Annotated in this window: 19 protein-coding genes and 1 other RNA gene; 10 read left to right on the forward strand and 10 right to left on the reverse strand. The window is 68.5% G+C overall.

Annotated features, from left to right (window positions below; genetic code table 11):
* Positions 1-177 precede the first annotated feature (177 nt).
* Complete coding sequence (locus tag QHF83_RS40310) at positions 178-1,281, forward strand: site-specific integrase (RefSeq protein WP_282423406.1); 1,104 nt, start codon at positions 178-180, stop codon at positions 1,279-1,281.
* A gap of 12 nt (positions 1,282-1,293) precedes the next feature.
* Here the strand turns inward: QHF83_RS40310 and ssrA are convergent.
* Positions 1,294-1,641, reverse strand: a transfer-messenger RNA (tmRNA) gene (gene ssrA, locus QHF83_RS40315).
* A gap of 302 nt (positions 1,642-1,943) precedes the next feature.
* Between ssrA and QHF83_RS40320 the strand changes: the two genes are divergently transcribed.
* Entirely contained in the window at positions 1,944-2,219 is a 276-nt protein-coding gene (locus QHF83_RS40320) for an oxidative damage protection protein (RefSeq protein ID WP_282423407.1), read from the forward strand.
* A 22-nt stretch (positions 2,220-2,241) separates the two neighbouring features.
* Here QHF83_RS40320 and QHF83_RS40325 read toward each other — a convergent pair whose 3' ends face one another.
* From QHF83_RS40325 to QHF83_RS40335, 3 genes are all read right to left on the reverse strand, one after another.
* The gene (locus tag QHF83_RS40325; protein ID WP_282423408.1) at positions 2,242-5,466 is read right to left on the reverse strand and encodes a DUF4215 domain-containing protein; all 3,225 of its coding nucleotides are present in this window, start codon (positions 5,464-5,466) and stop codon (positions 2,242-2,244) included.
* A gap of 95 nt (positions 5,467-5,561) precedes the next feature.
* Entirely contained in the window at positions 5,562-6,029 is a 468-nt protein-coding gene (locus QHF83_RS40330) for a hypothetical protein (RefSeq protein WP_282423409.1), read from the reverse strand.
* Positions 6,030-6,048: 19 nt separating this feature from the next.
* Positions 6,049-6,828: a hypothetical protein gene (locus tag QHF83_RS40335; protein ID WP_282423410.1), complete on the reverse strand. Its 780-nt coding sequence runs from the start codon at positions 6,826-6,828 to the stop codon at positions 6,049-6,051.
* A 163-nt stretch (positions 6,829-6,991) separates the two neighbouring features.
* Here QHF83_RS40335 and QHF83_RS40340 point away from each other — a divergent pair, with 163 nt between their 5' ends.
* The 6 genes from QHF83_RS40340 to QHF83_RS40365 all read left to right on the forward strand — a co-directional run bounded on the left by QHF83_RS40340 (position 6,992) and on the right by QHF83_RS40365 (position 11,662).
* Positions 6,992-8,113: an alpha/beta fold hydrolase gene (locus QHF83_RS40340; RefSeq protein WP_282423411.1), complete on the forward strand. Its 1,122-nt coding sequence runs from the start codon at positions 6,992-6,994 to the stop codon at positions 8,111-8,113.
* Between the two features lie 316 nt (positions 8,114-8,429).
* Positions 8,430-9,437: an STAS domain-containing protein gene (locus QHF83_RS40345; protein ID WP_282423412.1), complete on the forward strand. Its 1,008-nt coding sequence runs from the start codon at positions 8,430-8,432 to the stop codon at positions 9,435-9,437.
* On the forward strand, positions 9,434-9,856 hold the full coding sequence (locus tag QHF83_RS40350; protein WP_282423413.1) for an STAS domain-containing protein: 423 nt from the start codon (positions 9,434-9,436) through the stop codon (positions 9,854-9,856). The genes QHF83_RS40345 and QHF83_RS40350 overlap by 4 nt, the downstream gene beginning before the upstream one ends.
* 43 nt (positions 9,857-9,899) lie before the next feature.
* Positions 9,900-10,580, forward strand: a complete 681-nt coding sequence (locus QHF83_RS40355) for an anti-sigma regulatory factor (protein WP_272420717.1) — start codon at positions 9,900-9,902, stop codon at positions 10,578-10,580.
* A 3-nt stretch (positions 10,581-10,583) separates the two neighbouring features.
* Positions 10,584-11,153, forward strand: coding sequence for a SpoIIE family protein phosphatase (locus QHF83_RS40360; RefSeq protein ID WP_272420719.1), 570 nt, complete (start codon positions 10,584-10,586; stop codon positions 11,151-11,153).
* On the forward strand, positions 11,153-11,662 hold the full coding sequence (locus tag QHF83_RS40365) for an ATP-binding protein (RefSeq protein ID WP_282423414.1): 510 nt from the start codon (positions 11,153-11,155) through the stop codon (positions 11,660-11,662). The genes QHF83_RS40360 and QHF83_RS40365 overlap by 1 nt, the downstream gene beginning before the upstream one ends.
* A 5-nt stretch (positions 11,663-11,667) precedes the next feature.
* Here QHF83_RS40365 and QHF83_RS40370 read toward each other — a convergent pair whose 3' ends face one another.
* Both QHF83_RS40370 and QHF83_RS40375 read right to left on the reverse strand, forming a co-directional pair.
* The gene (locus QHF83_RS40370) at positions 11,668-13,365 is read right to left on the reverse strand and encodes a hypothetical protein (protein ID WP_282423415.1); all 1,698 of its coding nucleotides are present in this window, start codon (positions 13,363-13,365) and stop codon (positions 11,668-11,670) included.
* A 10-nt stretch (positions 13,366-13,375) separates the two neighbouring features.
* Complete coding sequence (locus tag QHF83_RS40375) at positions 13,376-14,887, reverse strand: FHA domain-containing protein (RefSeq protein WP_282423416.1); 1,512 nt, start codon at positions 14,885-14,887, stop codon at positions 13,376-13,378.
* A 48-nt stretch (positions 14,888-14,935) separates the two neighbouring features.
* Between QHF83_RS40375 and QHF83_RS40380 the strand changes: the two genes are divergently transcribed.
* A complete protein-coding gene (locus QHF83_RS40380) occupies positions 14,936-15,064 on the forward strand; it encodes a hypothetical protein (protein WP_282423417.1) in 129 nt (42 codons plus the stop codon).
* Here QHF83_RS40380 and QHF83_RS40385 read toward each other — a convergent pair.
* From QHF83_RS40385 to QHF83_RS40395, 3 genes are read right to left on the reverse strand one after another with little or no spacing between them, the layout of a single operon-like run.
* Entirely contained in the window at positions 15,042-15,734 is a 693-nt protein-coding gene (locus QHF83_RS40385) for a TIGR00266 family protein (protein WP_271926507.1), read from the reverse strand. The two genes, QHF83_RS40380 and QHF83_RS40385, sit on opposite strands and share 23 nt — an antisense overlap.
* 13 nt (positions 15,735-15,747) lie before the next feature.
* A complete protein-coding gene (locus QHF83_RS40390) occupies positions 15,748-16,416 on the reverse strand; it encodes a TIGR00266 family protein (RefSeq protein WP_282423418.1) in 669 nt (222 codons plus the stop codon).
* A 34-nt stretch (positions 16,417-16,450) separates the two neighbouring features.
* Positions 16,451-17,146 (reverse strand): TIGR00266 family protein, encoded by a 696-nt coding sequence (locus QHF83_RS40395; RefSeq protein ID WP_282423419.1) that lies wholly within the window; start codon positions 17,144-17,146, stop codon positions 16,451-16,453.
* A gap of 177 nt (positions 17,147-17,323) precedes the next feature.
* On the opposite strand from QHF83_RS40395, the gene QHF83_RS40400 reads away from it, so the two are divergent.
* Positions 17,324-18,064: a M48 family metallopeptidase gene (locus tag QHF83_RS40400; protein WP_282423420.1), complete on the forward strand. Its 741-nt coding sequence runs from the start codon at positions 17,324-17,326 to the stop codon at positions 18,062-18,064.
* 3 nt (positions 18,065-18,067) lie between these two features.
* Here QHF83_RS40400 and QHF83_RS40405 read toward each other — a convergent pair whose 3' ends face one another.
* Positions 18,068-18,592 (reverse strand): hypothetical protein, encoded by a 525-nt coding sequence (locus tag QHF83_RS40405; RefSeq protein WP_282423421.1) that lies wholly within the window; start codon positions 18,590-18,592, stop codon positions 18,068-18,070.
* Positions 18,593-18,624: the final 32 nt, after the last annotated feature.

Consider the following 18,624-nt stretch of genomic DNA (forward strand, 5'->3'; position numbering starts at 1 on the left):
GGCTCTGGTACGGGGTATGCCGAGCCGGCTGGCACGGTTTTCCCGGACCACGTGGCGCGGGATGTATCCGTATGAAATGCACGGTGTTGGGGTCGCGATCGGGGGCTCGTAGATCCACGGGCTGCTAACTTGGCTCGCAGGTCAGCACCAGCAGGCGCGCCCATCGAGGAGAACACGATGAGCGTGCGAAAACGGAAAGACGGACGATGGCAGGTAAGTTTCTATTACATGCGCGGCGGCGAGCGCATGCGACACCGCGAGGCCGCAACGGGCGCGAAGAATCGCTCCGAGGCCCTCGCCTACGAACGCCGCAGGCGAGCGGAACTCGAGGCGGGAGCAGCGCTCCAGGCTCAGGCGAGCGCGCCTCTCTTCAGTGACTTCGCGCAGGAGTTTCTGGACGTGTACGCCGCAGCGAACAACAAGCCTAGCGAGATCGAATCGAAACGGATGATCCTCGACCGGCATCTCAAGCCGTTCTTTGGTCACCTCCGTCTCGATCGCGTCGATACGCAGCACATCGATGCATTCAAGGCAAAGCAGCGCAAGGCCGAGCTCGCTCACAAGACGATCAACAATCAGCTCACGGTGCTGGGCAAGCTGTTCAATGTGGCGAAGGAATGGCGCAGAGTCGCGTCCGTTCCACGCATTGGCTTTCTCCCCACGGCGGAGCCGGAATTCGATTTCCTCGATTTCGAGGAGGCCACGCGCCTCGCCGAAGCCGCGGAGCCGAATATCCACCCGATGATTCTGCTCGGCCTCCGGACCGGGCTGCGTCAGGGAGAGCTGCTCGAGCTCCGGTGGACCGACGTGGATCTCGTGAAGGGCCTGCTCCGGGTTCGGCGATCGATCTGGAAAGCAAAGATCTCGACCCCGAAGGGCGGCAAGGGCCGCGACGTGCCGCTCTCCGACGAGGCGCGCACGGCGCTCCGGTCGCTTCCTTCACGTTTCGCCGGAGGGCTCGTCTTTCCCGGGAAGGGCGGGCGCCACCTGACCAAGGGAGAGTGCAAGCACCCCCTCTGGCGGGCCTGCAAGCGCGCAGGGCTCCGGCTGATCGGCTGGCACGTGCTCAGGCACACGTTCGCCAGCCACCTCGTCATGCGGGGCGTGCCGCTCAAGGCCATCCAGGAGCTGCTCGGTCACACGACGATGGACATGACCATGCGCTACGCCCACCTCTCGCCGGAGGTCGGACGGGGCGCCGTGCTCCTGCTCGACGGCCCGGTCCGAGATGATCGGTCTGGGCACGATTTGGGCACGATCGGGGTAAGAACAGCGAAGTAACGCGGCAAATTTGAGTGGAGGCGCCGGGAATCGAACCCGGGTCCGCAAGGCCTACAGTTCACCTTCGTTCACGTGCGTAGTCGCCGTATCCCCTGCGACTGGGTCCGCGGATTCGGCCGCGACCTATCCCTCGCTAATCTCGACCGCGCTATCGAGGGCGTCCTCGCTTGGTCCAGCCCTTGTAGTTGACACCCTTCGGATACCAGGACGATCTCTCCGTCGGACGGCTATCGTCGGTTCTTAGGCCGCGAGAGCGTATGCGTTGTCGTTCGCACGTATGACGTCCCGCTTGGTAGGCGGTGCAGGAGCCGCCAGCACGCAGATGAACCTTCGGTCCCCACGTCGAAGCCGATCGCCCCCTCGTGGTGACCTCGGACCTTCGAGAGGTCCGAGCCACGAAAGCATAGGACACCCTACTTTGACGTCAACCCCTCCGTCGGGCGCCCCGGGCGTTTGCGCTCGGGCGAGCTCGGCTCGCGCCCCGGCCCCTTCTGCGAGGCTTCCGTCGTGACTGGGGCTCGCGACGGGGGCCGTCAACGTCTTCGTCGGTTCGGCGCGCCCCTCGACGACCTTTCGGGGCTCGACTAGACGGAGAGGGGCCCCCAGGGCGGCGCCGGATGGGCGCACCTGTCCGGGTCTGGGCTCTTCCTAGCGAGGTCGACATGTCGAGGATGGTGCAGTGCGTGAAGCTCGGTCAGGAGGCGGAAGGGATGGAGAAGCCGCCCTTCAAGGGGCCCCTCGGCCAGCGCGTGTTCGAGAACGTCTCCAAGCAGGCGTGGCGGATGTGGCTCGAGCACTCGAAGATGCTCATCAACGAGTTTCGTCTCGACCTCATGAGCGAGCACGGTCAGCGCATCTGGATGACCGAGTGCGAGAAGTACTTCTTCGGCGAGGGCGCCGCGCTCCCGCCCGACTTCAAGCCCGAAGAGAACAAGTAGCCGGGCGGGAGCGAGGCGCGGATCACTGGAGCTTCCAGACCGCGCCGTTCGTGACCGTCACCGTCTCCACGAAGTAGAGCGTCTTCGTCGCTCGGTCGAACGTCATCGCGAAGTCCGTCGTGTCGCCGAGCGTCGAGATGCTCGGGATGTGCGTGAACGAAGGGCCCGCCGGATCCACGACCGCGTGGATGAACCCGCCGTTCGAACGCACGTAGAGGTGCTGCGGCGAGACGAGGTCGTCGATCTCCACGTTCGTGCAAAGCGTGCTCGTGTCGATCGTCGCGAGCCTCGTCGCCGCGCTCGTGATGGATGCGCGCGGGATGCGGTAGACGCCTTCGCTCGACGTGCCCACGGTTCTCCCGGCGACGTAGACGAACTGCGTGTCGGCCGCGAGGCCCACCACGTAGTCGACGCTCGTGTTCGTCCCGAGGTGCACGGGCGCGCTCGGCGCCGTCGGCGAGAGCGAGTAGAAGTCGGTTTTCCCCGACGTGTTGCGCGTCGCGAGCAGCAGGTTCGTCCCGTCGAAGGTGACCGCGTAGGAGCCCGAGCTCGCGGGGTACGAGGGCGTGAGATCCCAGGTCGTGGGACCCCACGTCGTGCCGTTCAGGATGCGGAAGAGGCGGCTCGCGCTGGCCGTCGTCGTGCTGTCGACGCTGAAGAGCTGGCCGTTCGCGAACGTGAGATCGTAGCCGAGGTGCGTCGTCGTGAGGCCGTCGGCCGTGCCTCGCTCGACGGCTTGCGCGCCGCCTGCGATGGGGAACTGGAAGACCTTGCTCAGGCCGCCGACGAAGAGCTCCGTGCCGCTCACCGCCATGCCGTACGCCGACGACGCCGACGACGGGAACGTGACGCCGAGCGGAACCGGCGTCTTCACGCCGCTGTAGACGATGTCCGTGATCGCGAGCGACGTGACGGTGCCGCCGACGGGCACCGCGACGTAGAACTTCGTGCCCGGCGGGTAGACGCCGCCGAGGCTCGCGAGGGGGCTCGACGGGCCGCAGAAGATCTGCTGGTTGCTCGCGTCGAAGAGCGCGATCGTGCCCACGGGATCCCCTTGCAGGGCCAGGCCGCCGTTCTGCACCGTGTAGACGTACCAGTGCACGTTCACGCCGGCGGGGAAGCAGCTCGGCGGGTCGAGCCGCATCGTCGAGGTCGGGTTGATGGGGACCGTGCCTGCCGTGAGGGGCTCCGCCGTCCCCCAGCTCTCGCCGGGGCCGGGGTTGATCTCGCGGATCTTCACGGTCGCGCCGTTGAAGTCCTGGCTCGTCGCCTCGGTACTCACCCAGACGTAGAGCGGGCCCTGGGGCGCGGGCATCGTGATGTTGTGCGTGTCGGCGTTCGCGCGGCAGTTGTACGAGACCTTCGTCGGTGACTCGGGATCACACTCGTTCAAGACCTCGACGTTGAGCGCGCTCTGCGTGAGGACCGGGTCGAGGTTCTCGACCTCGACCTGCAGGATGCTCGTGGGCGAGGATTTGTCGTACTCGATGACTGCGTCGACGCCGTGGATGTCGCCGTAGGTGGTGTGGTTGTCGCACGAGATCGAGCCAGGCTCGCCCCAGGTCGCGGCCATGTCGAAGGCGTTCACGCTGTCCGGGAGCGCCCAGACGTGCGGGTCTTCGGGCTGCGCGGGGGGCGTGTAGTTCGCGCTCGCCGTCGTGTACGGCGCGAAGCAGCCCTCGCCTTCCGCGGCCGCGGGATCGATCTCCTCGATCGTCACCGTGACGGGCGGGAAGGGGGTGCCGGGGGCATTCTTTGCGATCCAAACGAAATACGTGCCGGGCGGGCCGTCGACGTTGGCGCCCCACATCTGCTTGTTCCAGAGGCATTTTTCCGACACGGCGAGCGTGGGGTCGCACGTGCCGCTCATGATCTCGACGTCGAGCAGCGCGGCCGCGGCGGTCTGCGGGGTGCGCGCCTCGACGTGCAGGAGCTTGCCGCCGTTCGCGAGGTCCGGGGACGTCTTCACGTACTTGATGACCGCGTCCGGACCGATGTCGGTCGGGTCGCAGGCGAACGCGCCGTCGGCCGTCGTGACGCTGGCCTCGGCGAGGGTCCATCGGTGCAGGTTGCCGATGACGAGCGCGTTGGTTTGCGTGAGGGGCTCGGCGCAGGAGTCACCCGAGGGCGCCTGGCAGGAGGGCAGGCAGCCGTCGTCGGTCACGGTGTTGCCGTCGTCGCAGGCCTCGTTCCCCGCGGGGATGCCGTCGCCGCACGTCGTCGCGCACGCGCTCGGCGTGCCCGTGCAGGTCCAGCCGGGCTCGAGGACGCAGGTGTCGCTGCAGCCGTCGTTCGCCGCGGTATTGCCGTCGTCGCAGCTCTCCGCGCCGACCTTCTGCCCGTCGCCGCAGACGCCGGCGCATGCGCTCGGCGCGCTGCCCGTGCAGGTCCATCCGGCCTCGACGACGCAGGCGTCGCTGCAGCCGTCGTTCGCCGCGGTGTTGCCGTCGTCGCAGGCCTCGCTCCCCGCGGAGATGCCGTCGCCGCAGCTCGTCGCGCACGCGCTCGGCGCGTCCGTGCAGGTCCAGCCGGGGACCACGGCGCATGCGTCGCAGCCGTCGTTCGGCGCGGCATTGCCGTCGTCGCAGGCCTCAGCGCCGGCGGGGATGCCGTCGCCGCAGCTCGTCGCGCAGGCGCTCGGCATACCGTTGCAGGTCCAACCAACTTCGACGGCGCACGTGCTGTCGCAACCGTCGTTCGGGGCCATGTTGCCGTCGTCGCAGGCTTCGAGACCCGCGGGGACGCCGTCGCCGCAGAGTGTGTTGCACGTGCTCGGCGCGCCGGCGCAGATGAAGCCGGGCTCGACGATGCACTGCTCGTCGCACCCGTCGGACGCCGTCGTGTTTCCGTCGTCGCAGCCCTCCGCCCCCTCGACGGCGCCATCTCCGCAGACCGCGCTCGCGCCGCCCGAACCGCCTCCGCCGCCGGCTCCCCCAGCGCCGCCTGCGCCACCCGACCCACCACTGCCGCCGACGCCCCCTGTGCCGCCCGCGCCGCCGCTTCCCCCAGCGCCGCCTTCGCCGCCCGAACCTCCGATCCCGCCCGATCCACCGGCCCCGCCGACGCCGCCGGCTCCGCCCGATCCGCCTGATCCACCCGCGCCGCCGATGCCGCCGGCTCCGCCCGATCCTGCGCCGCTGCTGCTCGAGCTCGTCGTGCCCGATCCTTCGGGCCCCTCGTCTCCGCACGCGACGAGCAAGGCCGCCGTCGCGAGCGTCACCATCGACATCCAGCGTGTTCGTTTCATGGGACAAACCCCGAACCTATGGCCGGTCCGTCCGGCGTCCCACTATCGGACAAACCGCTACGTGTTCGGAACAAATTCGTGCGGCGCGCCGCGGGTCACGGCGGGAAGTCGAACGCGCGCACCATGTCCGCGCCGACGGCGTGGCAATCGGTGCAGATCGACGGCGCGCCCGAGTAGAGCGACTCCCCCTCGGGGCTCCACTCCACGAAGAACCACGCGCCCCCGCGCTTCTCCATTGCGGCCACGATGTGCGGGCTGCCGTCGTCGTCGAAGCCGTCCTTCACGAGGAGCGAACCGTCTGGCCAGGCCGTGATCTGCGGTCCTTCGAGCACCTCCGCGACCACGTCGTTCATGAATATTTCGACCGACGTCCCGTGCCGCGCGCTCGAACTTTTCCGCGTCGCGTAGCCCGGCGCGCGCTCCCACGTGCGGTACTTCGCGTCCTGGATCCGCGCCCAGAGCTCGCTGGCGCCGTCCGGATCGTCGTCCTGTCGGCAGCCGATCGACAGAGCGGCGAGGAGCGTCATCGCCGCGATCCCGAACTCTTTCACGAGCCTCGACATGCAAGCCCCCCATCTCCATTCACGGCAACTTCGGCGGCGGAGGAAGCGCGCCCCCGCGACGCACGAACGCCACGATCGCCTTCCCCAGCGCCTTCTGCGCCTTGTCGCACTTCGGGTTCGTCTGGCCCGCCGACACGCCTTTGCACTCCTTCTTGTGCTCGGCGGCGCGGGTCGCGATCTTCTCGTCCTCGAGCAACGCCTTCTGCACGTCGTCATCGAGCTTGCGCCACGGGATCTCGGCGTGCAGCGGCTCGGGCGGCACGCGCATCCGGATCTCCTCGGCCTGGAGCGAGGCGCAGTTCCCGTTCCAGCGCAGCACGTCGTAGCTGCCGCCGCTCGCGCCGCTGACGACCATGCCGCCGGTGTTCGGCGCTCGCTTCACGAGGATGATCACCTCCTCCTCGAACTCGAGCTTGTTGCTCGAAGACGGCCCGCCGGAGGCGTCCCACGCCTCGGTCGCGCGGGCCAGATAGCCGCGCACCCACGGCGTCCCCTTCGCGAACAGGGCGAGCGCCATCTCCGGCATCCCCGCGGCGCAGAGGCGTTGCACGAACGCGCTCGGAGGCACGCAGAGGTCCGAGCCCTCGTTCGCGCACGCCGTGGGGAACGCGACGGACTCCTCCTTCGGCGCATCGAGGCCATCGCTCGGTTCGACCTTGGGCGCGGGCTTCTCTTGCGACGCGTCTTTCGCGGGCTCGGTCGATCCGCCGCAGCCGGAGAGGGCGATCGCGAGCGCGGCGGCGCCGAGGACGGAACACCACGCGCTGCGGCGCGAGGGGTCGAGGATGGCCACGTACATGCGCTCCAAGCTATCCGAACGTCCGGCGCGTCGGGGCGCAAAGTCGGCGCGTCGCCGGGGTGGAAGCGCGTCTTCCCAGGGGCGCGCATCCTTGACGCGACCCGAGCGTCGTTCGACGCTCGTCGTGGCGCCTTCTCACGCCTTCGGAGGGATGGATATGCGCTTGCTCGATCGGAAGCTCGCCGCGCGCGCGTGGCCAGCGCTCGCGCTCGTTTTGATGGGCCTCGCCGCCGCGTGTGGTTCGAGCGGAGAAACCACGTCGAGCGGGCTTCTGTCCGGCGGCCACGGGGGCGGCGGCGGCGTGCTCACGGGCGTGGGCGTGGGCGGCTCGGGCGGCGCGTCGTCCGTGTCGTCGTCGAGCTCCAGCGGGGAAGGCGGCTCGGGCGGGAGCGAGGTGAAGCTCGGGCCGCCGTATCCGATCGTGCTCTCGCACGGATTCTTTGGGTTCGAAGATTTCGCCGGGGCCGGGTTCGCGACCTATTTTTACGAGATCAAAGACCACCTCGCGTCGCAGGGCGAGGTCCTCGTGTTCACGCCGGCGGTCGATCCGTTCAACACCTCGGACTTTCGCGGCGCGCAGCTCGTCGAGCACATCGAGCAGATCCTCGCGATCACGGGGCACGAGAAGGTCAACGTCATCGGCCACTCGCAGGGCGGGCTCGACGCGCGCGTCGCGGCGAATCTCCGGCCCGACCTCGTGGCCAGCGTGGTCACGGTGGCCACGCCGCACGGCGGATCGCGCATCGCGGACATCGCGCTCGATCTCGTGAGTGATCCGGCCGCGCAGGACGTCGTGAGTGAGCTGCTCGAGCTCATCGGCGCGCCGCTTTACGACGAGTTCGGCGAGCAGACGAACGTGTGGAAGCCCCTCGAGCTCTTCAGCCAGCCCGGGATCACCGCCTTCAACAAGGCGCACCCGGACGAGCCCGGCGTGTTTTACGCCTCGATCGCGGGCCGCACGGACCTGCACCTCGGCGGCGACATCTGCGACGCCGACGTCTCGCTGCCGTTCATCGCCGAGTGGCAAGGCAAGCTCGACACGGTGGATCCGCTGCTCTCGCTCTTCGAGACGATCCTCGACGGAGGCTTCGGCGATCCGTATCCGAACGACGGGCTCGTGCGCGTCGTCGATTCGAAGCGCGGCGAGTTTTGGGGCTGCTTGCCCGTCGATCACCTCGACGAGGTCGGCCAGCTCTTCGGCGACGCGGCTGGCATCGGCAACGGCTGGAAGCACAAAGTCTTCTACGCCGACGTGGTGGCCGAGCTGCGCAAGCGCGGGTTTTAGCCGCAACGCGCAGAGCACGATCGGAACAGCGTAGCAGTTTTCCGGCGGCCCGAGCGCGTCCGCGCGCGCTATCGAAGAGGACGATGTGGACGAAAGCGGCGAGCGGTTGACGCTTCTTCGTCTTCTTCCGCAGCTCGTTTCCCGAATTCGTTCCCTCGTTTGGGGCGAACTTGTGTTCGGGTGCGGTTTCCCACAGCTCGCCGCTGCGGCGAAGATCCTTTTCGCGCGCCCGTGCCGGCAGCAGTCGTCTTCCGATTGCGGTTCGTGTATATCCTGAGCGTCTGCGCGTGCGTCGTCGGCTCCGTCGGAGGCGAGTTTGGAAGAGGGTAACCAAGGTTCGGAGATCGAGCGGCTGAAGGCCGAATTGGCGGCCCTTCAGCAGAAGCTCGAGGAGCGTGAGCGCTCCGAAGCCGCCCTGCGCGCGGAGAACGAGTCTCTGCGCGCGCTCTTCCGGCAGCTCCCGGTCGCAGTGTGGGTGACGGACCGTGACGGCAACGTGACCATGGGCAACCCCGAGGCCGATCGGCTCCTCGGGGTCCCCGAGACGGCGCCCACGGCCCCGCCCGTGGAGGAGTGGGGCGAAGGCGCCATCTACCTGCACGCCGACAAGAACACGCCTTATTCGGTGGAGGAGCTGCCGCACGCTCGCGCGCTCCGCGGCGAGTCCGTCCGGACGGCCGAGCTCTTCTTCCGCAACGGCAACGTGCCCGACGGCGTGTGGCTCGAGGTACATGCAGCGCCGCTGCGCGACGCCTCGGGGACGCAGACGGGCGCGGTTTCGGTGTTCCTCGACAGCGAGGCGCGCAAGAACTTCGAGGAAGAGGTCGCGCTGCGCAACAAGGAGCTCGTCGCCAGCGAGTCGGAGAAGTCGGAGCTCATCACGCGGCTCAGGATGGCCGTGCAGGAGCTCTCGACCCCGATCCTGACGCTCTGGGAGGACGTGCTCGCGCTCCCCGTGATCGGCGTGGTCGATTCACGGCGCAGCGCGGAGATGATGGAGCGACTGCTCGACGAGATCGTGCGCAGTCAGTCGCGGTTCGTCATCATCGATCTCACGGGCGTCGAGGTGATCGACACCTCGACCGCCGATCACTTCATGAAGCTGGTCAAGGCCGTCGGGCTGATCGGCGCGCGCTGCGTGCTGACTGGTATCCGGCCCGCGGTCGCGCAAACGTTGGTCGATCTCGACGTCAACTTTGGCCAGCTCGAGACGTTGCGAAACTTGAAGCACGGGCTTCGCTACTGTCTGCGGTGGCTCGATGCCGAGGATACCGGGCAACACGCGGTGAGCGAGGGCGAGGCCAGGAGGGCCCGATGGTCATGATGATGGAAACGCAGCGGATCCCGATCGTACGCCTGTCTGGAAAGTTGATCGTATCGATCCAGACCGCGCTTTCGGACACCGTGGTGGATCGGCTGCAGCAAGACGTCGCGGCCGCCTGCGAGAAGGGAGACGCGCGCGGGCTCGTGGTGGACGTCTCCGGCGTCGACGTGCTCGACAGCTACATCACGCGCAGCCTGCGCGACCTCGCGGTCATGGCGAGGCTCATGGGCGTGGAGACCGTGGTCTGCGGCCTCCGGCCCGCCGTCGCGATGACGCTCGTCGAGATGGGCATGGAGCTGCCCGGCGTGCGCACGGCGCTGAACCTCGATCGCGCGCTCGCGCTGCTCGATTCACTCCAGCCCGAGGGGCTGCCGCACGACCTCGCCGGCGAAGGGGACGAGTGGGAGGGCGAGGCGTGACCATCGTCTCTCGGACGACGCGGTGGAGGAGGAGGCGCGATCGATGAACGAGGTCGCGGGGGAAATCCTCGCCATCTTGCGGCGGTACCTCTCGGAGCCGACGAGCCGGTCGCTCCTCACGTCCGCCGCCAGACGAGCGAACGTGAGGCTCGAGGTGCTCGTGCGCTCCGAGATCCCGCAGCTCGTCCAGCAGCTCGGTCCGGGCTTGAACATCTTCTTGCAGGAGCCGGAGAAGCTCCAGAACTGCAAGAGCCTGCTCGCGCTCGTGGCCGTGGAGAACGCTCCATCGATCCCCATGGAGTCCCAGCCGCAGCAGGCCGAGTCGCGCCCCGATGGCATCAGCGTTCCGATCCGCGCCGAGCACGACGTCGTTCGTGCACGCACGCTCGGCAAGGACATGGCCAAGCAGCTCGGGTTCTCCGAGGTCGTCCAGACGAAGGTCGCGACGGCCGTTTCCGAGCTCGCGCGCAACATCTTCCAGTACGCAGGGACCGGTGAAATCCGGATCCGGCGGATCGAAGGCAAGAAGCGCGGCATCGAGGTCGTGGCCCGCGATCAAGGGCCTGGCATCTCCGATCCGGCGCTGATCCTGAGCGGCGCCTATCGCTCGAAATGGGGTATGGGCGCGGGTCTCCGCGGCACCAAGCGGCTCGTCGACGAGTTCGAGCTCGACACGCACCCCGGCCTCGGCACCACCGTCCGCATCCGAAAGTACGCCGAGTAGCCCGTGGACATCGGCACGGCAGAGCGCCCCGCAGACGGGGAGACCGTCTGCGGCGACGCACACCTCATCCTGGAGCGAAAGCCCCGCACGCTCATCCTCGTCGCCGACGGCCTCGGCCACGGCCCCCACGCGGCGCTCGCCGCCTCGACGCTCTGCAAGTACATCGAAGAGCACGCCGAAGAGCCGCTCGAGATGCTCCTGCGCGGCGCCGACAGGGCCGTGGCCAGCACGCGCGGCGCCGCCGTGATGCTCGCTCGTGTCGACATGCAGACGGCGACGCTCGACGTCGCAGGCGTCGGCAACGTCGCGCTCCGCTCGTGGAGCAAAGAGAAGATCCAGCCGCTGCCCGCGCGCGGCGTGCTCGGCCGCGGCATCCGCCACGTGCGGATCTTCCGCTACGGCCTGGTGCACGGCGACATGTTCGCGCTCTACACGGACGGCATTTCCGGCAGCTTCGACATCGATCAGGTCAAACACCAGAGCGCCACGGCGATCGCCCGCTCGGTCCTCGAGGGCTACCGGAAATCCCACGACGACGCGACGTGCGTGGTCGTGCGCTATCTGGATCGCTGATGTCGAAGCTGCCCGCGATCGTGCCCGAGCCGCTCTCGTTCGACATCGGCAACGAGCACGATCGCTTCTGGTGCGCCGCGGAGGGCCGCCGGTACGCCGCCGTGATCGGCTTCGACGCGAAGGCCCAGGGCGAGGTCGCGATCTGCATCGCCGAGCTCGTCTCGAACGTCGCCAAGTTCGCCGGTCAAGGCACGCTCACGCTCTCGACCGTGACCGAGCCGCGCCTCGGCATCCGCATCGTCGTCGAGGACGCGGGCCCTGGCATCGACAACCCCGCGAGCGTGTTCCAGGACGGCTTTTCCGAGGGGAAATGGATCGAGCCGGGGTCGCAGCGGCGCATCGGTCAGGGGCTCGGCGTCGGGCTCGGCGCCGTGGCGCGCATGATGAGCCACGTCGAGATGGAGAACGTGCCGAGCCGCGGCTTGCGCGTGGTCTGCATCAAGTGGCTCGAGGTGCCGCGCGGCGGAGCTGGCTCGTTCCCGGCGTCGGGGCCCGGCAGCGCGCGGTAGCTCGATCAGCGAGGCGCCGCGCGTCCGCTGCCCCGCGCGAGGAAGGCCTCGTAGCCCTCCATCAACGCGAGGTAGATCCAGCCGCCGAGCACCTCGGCGCCGGCGCTCGACGGGTGCGCGAGATCGGCCCCGCCGAGGCCGCGCTGCACCCACACGCCCATCGAGCCGAGTCCGCCCATCGCGCTCAGCGTGTCCCAGTATCCGCAGCCGACCTCGGCCGCGACCTTGCGCTGGATCGCCGCGAGCTTCGGCACGACGGGGCGGCTCGAGTAACCCGAGCCTTTCTTGTCGGCGCGATCCATCGGCCCGACGAGCAAGCACGAGCCCTGCGGCAGCGCCGCGCGCACCTGCACGAGCACGGCCTTCATCGTGGACTCGTACTGATCGAGCGGGAAGAGCTCGCCGTCCTCGCTCTCGTTCATGCCGTACTGGAAGACGGTGAGCGCAGGATCGCGCGTCTTCAATTGCTCGGCGAAATGCGCGTCGTCGCTCTTGTCGAGGAAGCGGATGCGGCAGCCCTGGATGCCGATCGCGTCGAGCACGGCGCCGGGAACGTCGCGCTCCATGGTCACGCCGAACGCGCGCACGCCGGGCCCCTCGGCGCGCACTTCGAGCTCGTGCGGGCCGTCGGGGACCTCGTAGACGCGATGCCGCGAAGCCGAGACCTCCGCGCGCGTGTCGATGGTCTCGCGCGGCGCGCCGTCGATGCTCACGGTCATCGGCGCGCCGCCTTCATGCTCGAGGTAACTCACGGCGAAGCGCGAGACGGCGCGGCCGAAGGTGCCCGTCTTCGTGGTCGAGAAGCGCGAGAAGGCGCCCTTGCCTTGCGCGCGGAACGACACGCCGCCGAGGCCGTAGAAGCCGTCCTTCGCGTAGGGGCCGACGACGCGGCTGACCTGCCAGCCCGGCGCCGCGAAGCGCACGACGTCGTTGTGGAAGTAGCCGGGCCAGGCGTTCGCCATGAGCATGAAGCCATGGCCCGCGTCGCCGAAGCGGCGCTGGAGCTTGCGGCGCAGCGTCGCCGTGACGAAGTCGCTCGCGACGATCGAGTCGCCGAAGTAGGTGACGCGCGCGATCGCCTTCGGCTCCTTGCGCTCGACGGCGGCGAGGCGGCCATAAAACGCGTCGAGCGCGTGGCCCGAGGGATCCTCGATCGATCGCGGGGGTTTTCCCGTCTCGGTGGTGCTCGTCGCGGGCACGATCTCGGCTGCGGAGGGCGGGAGCGCGACCTCCTCGGGCTGGCGCAGCTCGGCCTGCTCCGTCGTCTCCATCGCGAGTGCTGTCTCGCCGACGGAGGCCACGGGCTCGGGCGCGGGCGACACCGCGACGAGGCCTGCGCCCTCGGGCAGCGGCGTGAGCAGGCGCAGGCGCGCGAGCGACGGGAAGAAGTAGGGGATGGCCACGAGCGCGGCGAGCGTCATGAGCGCGATCGCGGCCTGCGAGTGCAGCCCGTTGATCCGCGGCGCCTCGGGTTCGTCGGCCGTCGCGGCGGGCCGCGCTGCCGCTTCCGGGGGCGAAGGCGCGACGCGGGGCGTTTCCTTGGCCTGCGGCGCGTCCTTGGCTTGCGGCGCCTTCTGCGGCGCTTCCTGCGGCGCAGGGGCCGCCTTCGGCGTCGGCTCGAGCGCTCGTGCGTTCGGAGGGGACTTCTTGGCTTGTGCGCGCGGCGAAGCTTGCGCCGCGCGGCGCCGACGACGACCGGTCATCGGCGCGCGCTCAGCCGCCCTGCTTTTGCTTGAGCATCGCGACTGCGCGGTCCTTGCAGGCCGTGTCGCGCTGGTGCCTGCAGATCGCGATGAGCATCTTGATGTCCGCTTCGCTCGCCTTGCCGGACCAGACCTTCGGCTCGAGGCCCTTGCGGATCGCGGCCTCGTCGAACTGTCCGGGCGGAGGCGGCGCAGTCTGCGTCGGCGCCGCCGGCTCCGTCGACTTCGCGGGCGCGGCGCCCGTGGTGCTGCCCGTCGTGCCGCCGCCGTTGAAGCTCCCGCCGCCGTTGTTTGGCGGGACGTACGTGCCGCCGCCGTTGTTCGGCGGGGGCGCCGTCGGCTCGGGGCCGGCGAGGGCGTGGAGCTGATCGGCGGCCTTCTTGCGCTGATCCGCGCTCACGCTCGGCGTGGAGGCGATCTGCTGCAGGATGCGCTTCTTCTCGGTGACGTCCTCGAGCTGATCAGCCTTGCTGAACATCCAGTCGGCCCACTTCGACTCGAGGTCCTTGAACGGCTGGCTCTCGCGGACGGGGGAGTTGTCGTTGATGGCCTGGAGCTTCGTGTGCGCGCGATCGAAATCCTTCGCGTCGACGAGCTCCTTGGCTTCCTTCAGGACCTGCGCCTCGAACGCGCTCATCTCCGGCGTCTCGACCGTGTTCGTCGTGGTCGTGGTCGTGGTCCGCGTCATCCCGACGATCACGCCGATCACCACGAGGCCCACGACCGCGCCGATGCCGATGAGCTTGCCGAGGCTCGGGCCGCGCGGCGGAGGCGCGGGCGTGCCCACGCTCGTCGCGACGTTGTCGAACGAGCCCATCGGTCGCATGGCCTGGCCGTCGACGCCGAGGCCCATGCCGGCGCGGAAGATCTTGCCCGCGCCGACGAAGCGCAGGCGCACGTCGCCGAGCTCGAGCGCGTCGCCCGCTTCGAGGATGCCGCGCTTCAGCTCCACGCCGTTGATGCGGATGCCGTTCGCGCTGCCCTTGTCGATGATCTCGTAGCGACCGTTGCCGAGCGCGATGAGCTCGGCGTGCAGGCGGCTGACGGAGCTGTGGTTGATCGAGATCGTCGCCTCTTCGGCGCGGCCGATCGTGAAGTGCTCGCGATCGAGCGGGTACTCGGCGCCGGGGTTTGGCCCGACGACCACGACGAGGCGGTTCGGCCTCTGATGGACCGGCACCTGTGCGAGCGCGCCTTGTTGCGCCGTCGCGTCCGGTGCAGGCACCACCTTCGACTCGTCGACCAGCTCGATCCGGTAGTCCCCGAGCTGGATGACGTCGCCGCCGTTGATCGCCTGTTCCCCGACGACACGGACGCCGTTGACGAAGGTCCCGTTGTAGCTCGACGGATCGGAGATCGACCATCCCTGGCCGTTCCGCTTGAGCTGCGCGTGTTTACGCGAGACGTTGCGGTCGGTCAGGCGAATCGAGTTACCTTCGCCGCGTCCGAGCCCGTACTCGTCGTGGGCGAGAGGGAGTACGGTCTGTTTCCCCTCGTCGTCCTCGATCGTTAGCTTCCACATAGACGGGTTGCCGCGAGGCGTGGCTCGACGGATATAGGTACTTTACCGATGGATCCCCGCCGAACGCAATGCTCGTTTGTGGACGGGGGAAAGGGGTTCTCAGGCGAGGTGCGCGACGAGACCGTCGTGTTCTCGGGCCTCGTCGCGCGCACGTTCAACCCGAAGATTTGGCTTTGACCGGGCGGAACGGGTGCAGGAAGGACGCGAGCGAGCTCGGGTTGCGCGTCTGGAGCCAGAGGCGGCCCTGACCCTGGAAGTTGCACACGAGGCCTTCACCGCCGAGGAAGAGGCTCTTCAAGCCGCCGACCTTGCTGATGTTGTACTGGAGGCCCTGCGTGAACGCGACCATGTGCGTGTTGTCGCAGATGTAGCCGTAATACTGCTGGCCGATGTCGAGCACGTGCGCGCCGCCGTAGCAGTTGAACCAGAGGTAGCCCTGGCCGTACGCGCGGATGAGGAAGAGGCCGCCCGAGAAGAAGCCCTTCGCGCCCTGCCACTTCGTGTCGAGCGTGACGCCCGGCGTGGAGGCGAGGTAGGCGCCGGATTGCAGGAAGAGCTCCATCCCAGGCTGCATCGTGATGCACACGATCGCGCCCTCGGGCGCGGGCGCGAACCACATGCTCTGCCCCGGCGCCGTCGCCGTGAACGTGTTCTGGAAGAGGCTCTCGCCGCCGAGGAGCTTGCGCTTGAGGGCACCGCCGATGCCGCCCTGCAAGCTCGTCTTCATCTCGATGCCCGTGTCGCGCGCGACCATCGCGCCGCTCTCGGTGATGATCTGCTCGCCGGGTTGGTCGAAGTAGACCTGGACCAGGCCGAAGTCGGGGTTGTGACGGATCTCGTGTCGCACGGTTAGGACCTCTTCACTGCTCGCGCGGTGGCAAGAGAGCGCCGATCGTCGAGCCGTACTCGGCGGCGTTGCGGGACTGCAGGTACACGGTGCCCTGCCCCTCGAAGTGGCAAACGAGGCCCTCGCCCGAGAGGAACGAGGCGATCCAGCCGGATCCGCTCTTGCCGACCTTGTACTGGAGCGTCGACTCCCACGCGGCGAGGTGCCCCGTGTCGATCACCATGCTGCCGTCGACCTGCACCTGCTCGAGCGCGCCGAACGTGCCGATGATGACCTGGCCCATGCCCGACGTTTCGAGCGTGAAAAGGCCCGCGCCCGAGAACATGCCCTTGAAGCCGCCGCTCTTCGTCTTCACGTCGACCGAGGGGCTCGACGCGACGTAGGCGCTGTTCTGGATGCACCACTGCTTGTGGCCGGCTTCGAGCACCGCCATGTCGCCGCAGAGCGGCGTGGCGAAGAGGACCTCGCCCTGGCCGCCTTGCGCGGTGAACGTGTTGCGGAAGAACGACTCGCCGCCGAAGAGCCGCTTCAGGCCCTTCATGAAGCCGCCGGACTGCGTCTGCATCTGGACGTTGGTCGACATGCCGACCATCGCCCCGCTCTCGGCGACCACGGACTCGCCGGACTGCAGCCAGCACTGCGCGAGCGACTGGGACGGGCGGTAAAGAAGATTCACTTGCATCGCTGTTCGTCCTTATCTCCGTTTGCCCTTCGCCTCACGGCGGCAGCATCGGCGTGAGCCAGTCGACGAGCGCGCTCGTGTTGCGCGACTGGATGAGGATCTTTCCCTGGCCCTGGAACTCGCAAACGATGCCCTCGCCCGAGGCCATGAAGCCGAGGAGGCCGCCGCCGCCGCTCCTGATCTTGAAGTTCAGCGACGAGTCGAAGCCCACGATGTGGCCGTTGTCGACGATGTAGCTGCCGTTGCAGTAGATCTCCTCGATCGCGCCGTAGCTCGTCACGAAGATCTGCCCATTGCCGGAGGCCTCGACGAAGAACGCGCCCTCCTTCGCGAGCAGCGCGCGCAGGCCGCCCCAGCGCATCTTCAGGTCGATGTCGCCCGCGCTCGCGAGGAACGCGCCGGCGCTGAAGATCATGGAGTTGCCGGCGAGCTGGATCGGCTTGATCCCGCCCGAGAGCGAGGGCGCGAGCCACACCCAGCCGCCTTGCGGACCGGAGAAGTGGTTCACGAAGAAGGTTTCACCACCAACGATCTTGCGGATGATCGCGATGAAGAACGCCTTCATTTTGCCGAAGAAACCGGCGTTTTTCCCCGCATTGAGCTTGACCTCCATCGTGAGGCTGCTCGAGCGGGCCACCATGGACCCAGCCTCCGCGATGATCGTCTCGCCCGGAGCGAGGCTCACCTGGAGCATCGAGAACGTCGGCTCGTACTTGACGATGTGTTGCATCCGAATCCTTCCCCTTCGTTCGGGAGGAGTTCTTTCGGCCGGGACGGCGGGCGTTTCGACGCGCTCCCCCCACGGGCGGCCGAGAGGCGGCCAGGGTATAACGGAGACATGTCGGGAGCGGAAGCGAGAAGTGGGCAAGGTGCGTCCGGTACGGGATTCGGACACAGCCCCAAGCGCATGGTTGCCGAGCTCGGGATCCTGCTTCTCGCGATCGTCGGGCTGATCTTCGCCGCGCGTGGATGCGCGGGATGCGCGTCCACGGCCATCGTCACCGCGATCCCGCCCGACGCCGACGCGGCGATCGGAAAGACCGCCGGCGAAGTGATGCGCGCGCAGCACGGGCTCTCCGGCGCGCCGACCGAGGAGCAGAAGGCGCGCGTCGATCGGATCTTCGAGGAGCTGCGATCGAGCCTCACGGACGAGGAAAAGCGGATCCTCGTGGCGCCGCGCATCACGGTCTTGAAGGACGATCAGGTGAACGCATTCGCGCTCCCCGGCGGCGAGGTCTTCGTGCTGACGGGGCTGCTCGATCGGTCGAAGGACGACGACGAGGAGCTGCGCGGCGTGCTCGCGCACGAGATCGGGCACGCCGTGAAGCGACATGGGGTGCGATCGCTCGTGCGAAACGCGCTGTTCGGGCTGACGATCGCGTTCGTCGTGGGCGACCTGAACGACATCACGGCCACGGTGATCGCGGGCGCCTCGCAGCTCGACACGCTGAGATACAGCCGCTCGATGGAGGAAGAGGCCGACGCGTTCGGCGTGGATCTGCTCGCGCGGGCGAACAAGAGCCCCGAGGGGCTCGCGCGGTTCCTCGAGAGCCTCGAATCCGCGCCCGTGCCGGAGTTGCTCTCGACGCACCCGGACAGCGTCGAACGCGCGAAGGCGATCCGCGAGCGGATGCGCGCCGGAAAGTGACCGTCAGCTCCGGATGTTGCGCGAGGCGCTGCTGACCGCGGGCACGAGCGTGTCGCCCTCGACGCGGCCGAAGACGTCGAGCACGGTGCGGCCCTCGGCGTCGCGGCCAGGGCGCTCGCGCGTGTACCGCGAAGGCGCGGCCGCGAGGATCACGCCGAGCTCGGTGGCGACGTCGTTGAGCGGTCCCGCGAGCTCGTCGTCGACGGCGCGGCCGCGCGCCTCGTGCGAGGTGCCCGGCGGGACGCGGACGGCGACCGAGCCGAAGACACGCGTCCCCTCCGCGACGATCGCGTGCTCCTTGCCGGTCTTTTCGAACAGGCGGAGCGCGGCCTCGGCGTCCTTCAAAGCCTCGCGCGCGTCGACGACCATGGCCTTGCGGCGACGGAGCTCGGTTTTGCGATCGGGCGAGTCGTCGCCGAGCTTCGCGATCTTCTCGGCGAGTTTGTCGTGTTCCGCCTTCAAACGCTCGACCTCGGCCTCCGCTGCCTTCCGGGCGGCCTCGAGCCTGCCTTGCACGTCGCTGCTCATGAGCGGAACGTTGACGTTCGTCCCGGGCCACC

Origin of the sequence: Polyangium sp. 15x6 (genome assembly GCF_029960785.1) — a bacterium.
Classification (GTDB): domain Bacteria; phylum Myxococcota_A; class Polyangia; order Polyangiales; family Polyangiaceae; genus Polyangium.

What these genes read in the sequence shown, in the direction of transcription:
- QHF83_RS40310 (WP_282423406.1), top strand. Translation starts at nt 178, where the DNA reads ATGAGCGTGCGAAAACGGAAAGACGGACGATGGCAGGTAAGTTTCTAT.
- QHF83_RS40320 (WP_282423407.1), top strand. Translation starts at nt 1,944, where the DNA reads ATGTCGAGGATGGTGCAGTGCGTGAAGCTCGGTCAGGAGGCGGAAGGG.
- QHF83_RS40325 (WP_282423408.1), bottom strand. Translation starts at nt 5,466, where the DNA reads ATGAAACGAACACGCTGGATGTCGATGGTGACGCTCGCGACGGCGGCC.
- QHF83_RS40330 (WP_282423409.1), bottom strand. Translation starts at nt 6,029, where the DNA reads ATGTCGAGGCTCGTGAAAGAGTTCGGGATCGCGGCGATGACGCTCCTC.
- QHF83_RS40335 (WP_282423410.1), bottom strand. Translation starts at nt 6,828, where the DNA reads ATGTACGTGGCCATCCTCGACCCCTCGCGCCGCAGCGCGTGGTGTTCC.
- QHF83_RS40350 (WP_282423413.1), top strand. Translation starts at nt 9,434, where the DNA reads ATGATGATGGAAACGCAGCGGATCCCGATCGTACGCCTGTCTGGAAAG.
- QHF83_RS40355 (WP_272420717.1), top strand. Translation starts at nt 9,900, where the DNA reads ATGAACGAGGTCGCGGGGGAAATCCTCGCCATCTTGCGGCGGTACCTC.
- QHF83_RS40365 (WP_282423414.1), top strand. Translation starts at nt 11,153, where the DNA reads ATGTCGAAGCTGCCCGCGATCGTGCCCGAGCCGCTCTCGTTCGACATC.
- QHF83_RS40370 (WP_282423415.1), bottom strand. Translation starts at nt 13,365, where the DNA reads ATGACCGGTCGTCGTCGGCGCCGCGCGGCGCAAGCTTCGCCGCGCGCA.
- QHF83_RS40375 (WP_282423416.1), bottom strand. Translation starts at nt 14,887, where the DNA reads ATGTGGAAGCTAACGATCGAGGACGACGAGGGGAAACAGACCGTACTC.
- QHF83_RS40380 (WP_282423417.1), top strand. Translation starts at nt 14,936, where the DNA reads ATGGATCCCCGCCGAACGCAATGCTCGTTTGTGGACGGGGGAAAGGGG.
- QHF83_RS40390 (WP_282423418.1), bottom strand. Translation starts at nt 16,416, where the DNA reads ATGCAAGTGAATCTTCTTTACCGCCCGTCCCAGTCGCTCGCGCAGTGC.
- QHF83_RS40395 (WP_282423419.1), bottom strand. Translation starts at nt 17,146, where the DNA reads ATGCAACACATCGTCAAGTACGAGCCGACGTTCTCGATGCTCCAGGTG.
- QHF83_RS40400 (WP_282423420.1), top strand. Translation starts at nt 17,324, where the DNA reads ATGGTTGCCGAGCTCGGGATCCTGCTTCTCGCGATCGTCGGGCTGATC.
- QHF83_RS40405 (WP_282423421.1), bottom strand. Translation starts at nt 18,592, where the DNA reads ATGAGCAGCGACGTGCAAGGCAGGCTCGAGGCCGCCCGGAAGGCAGCG.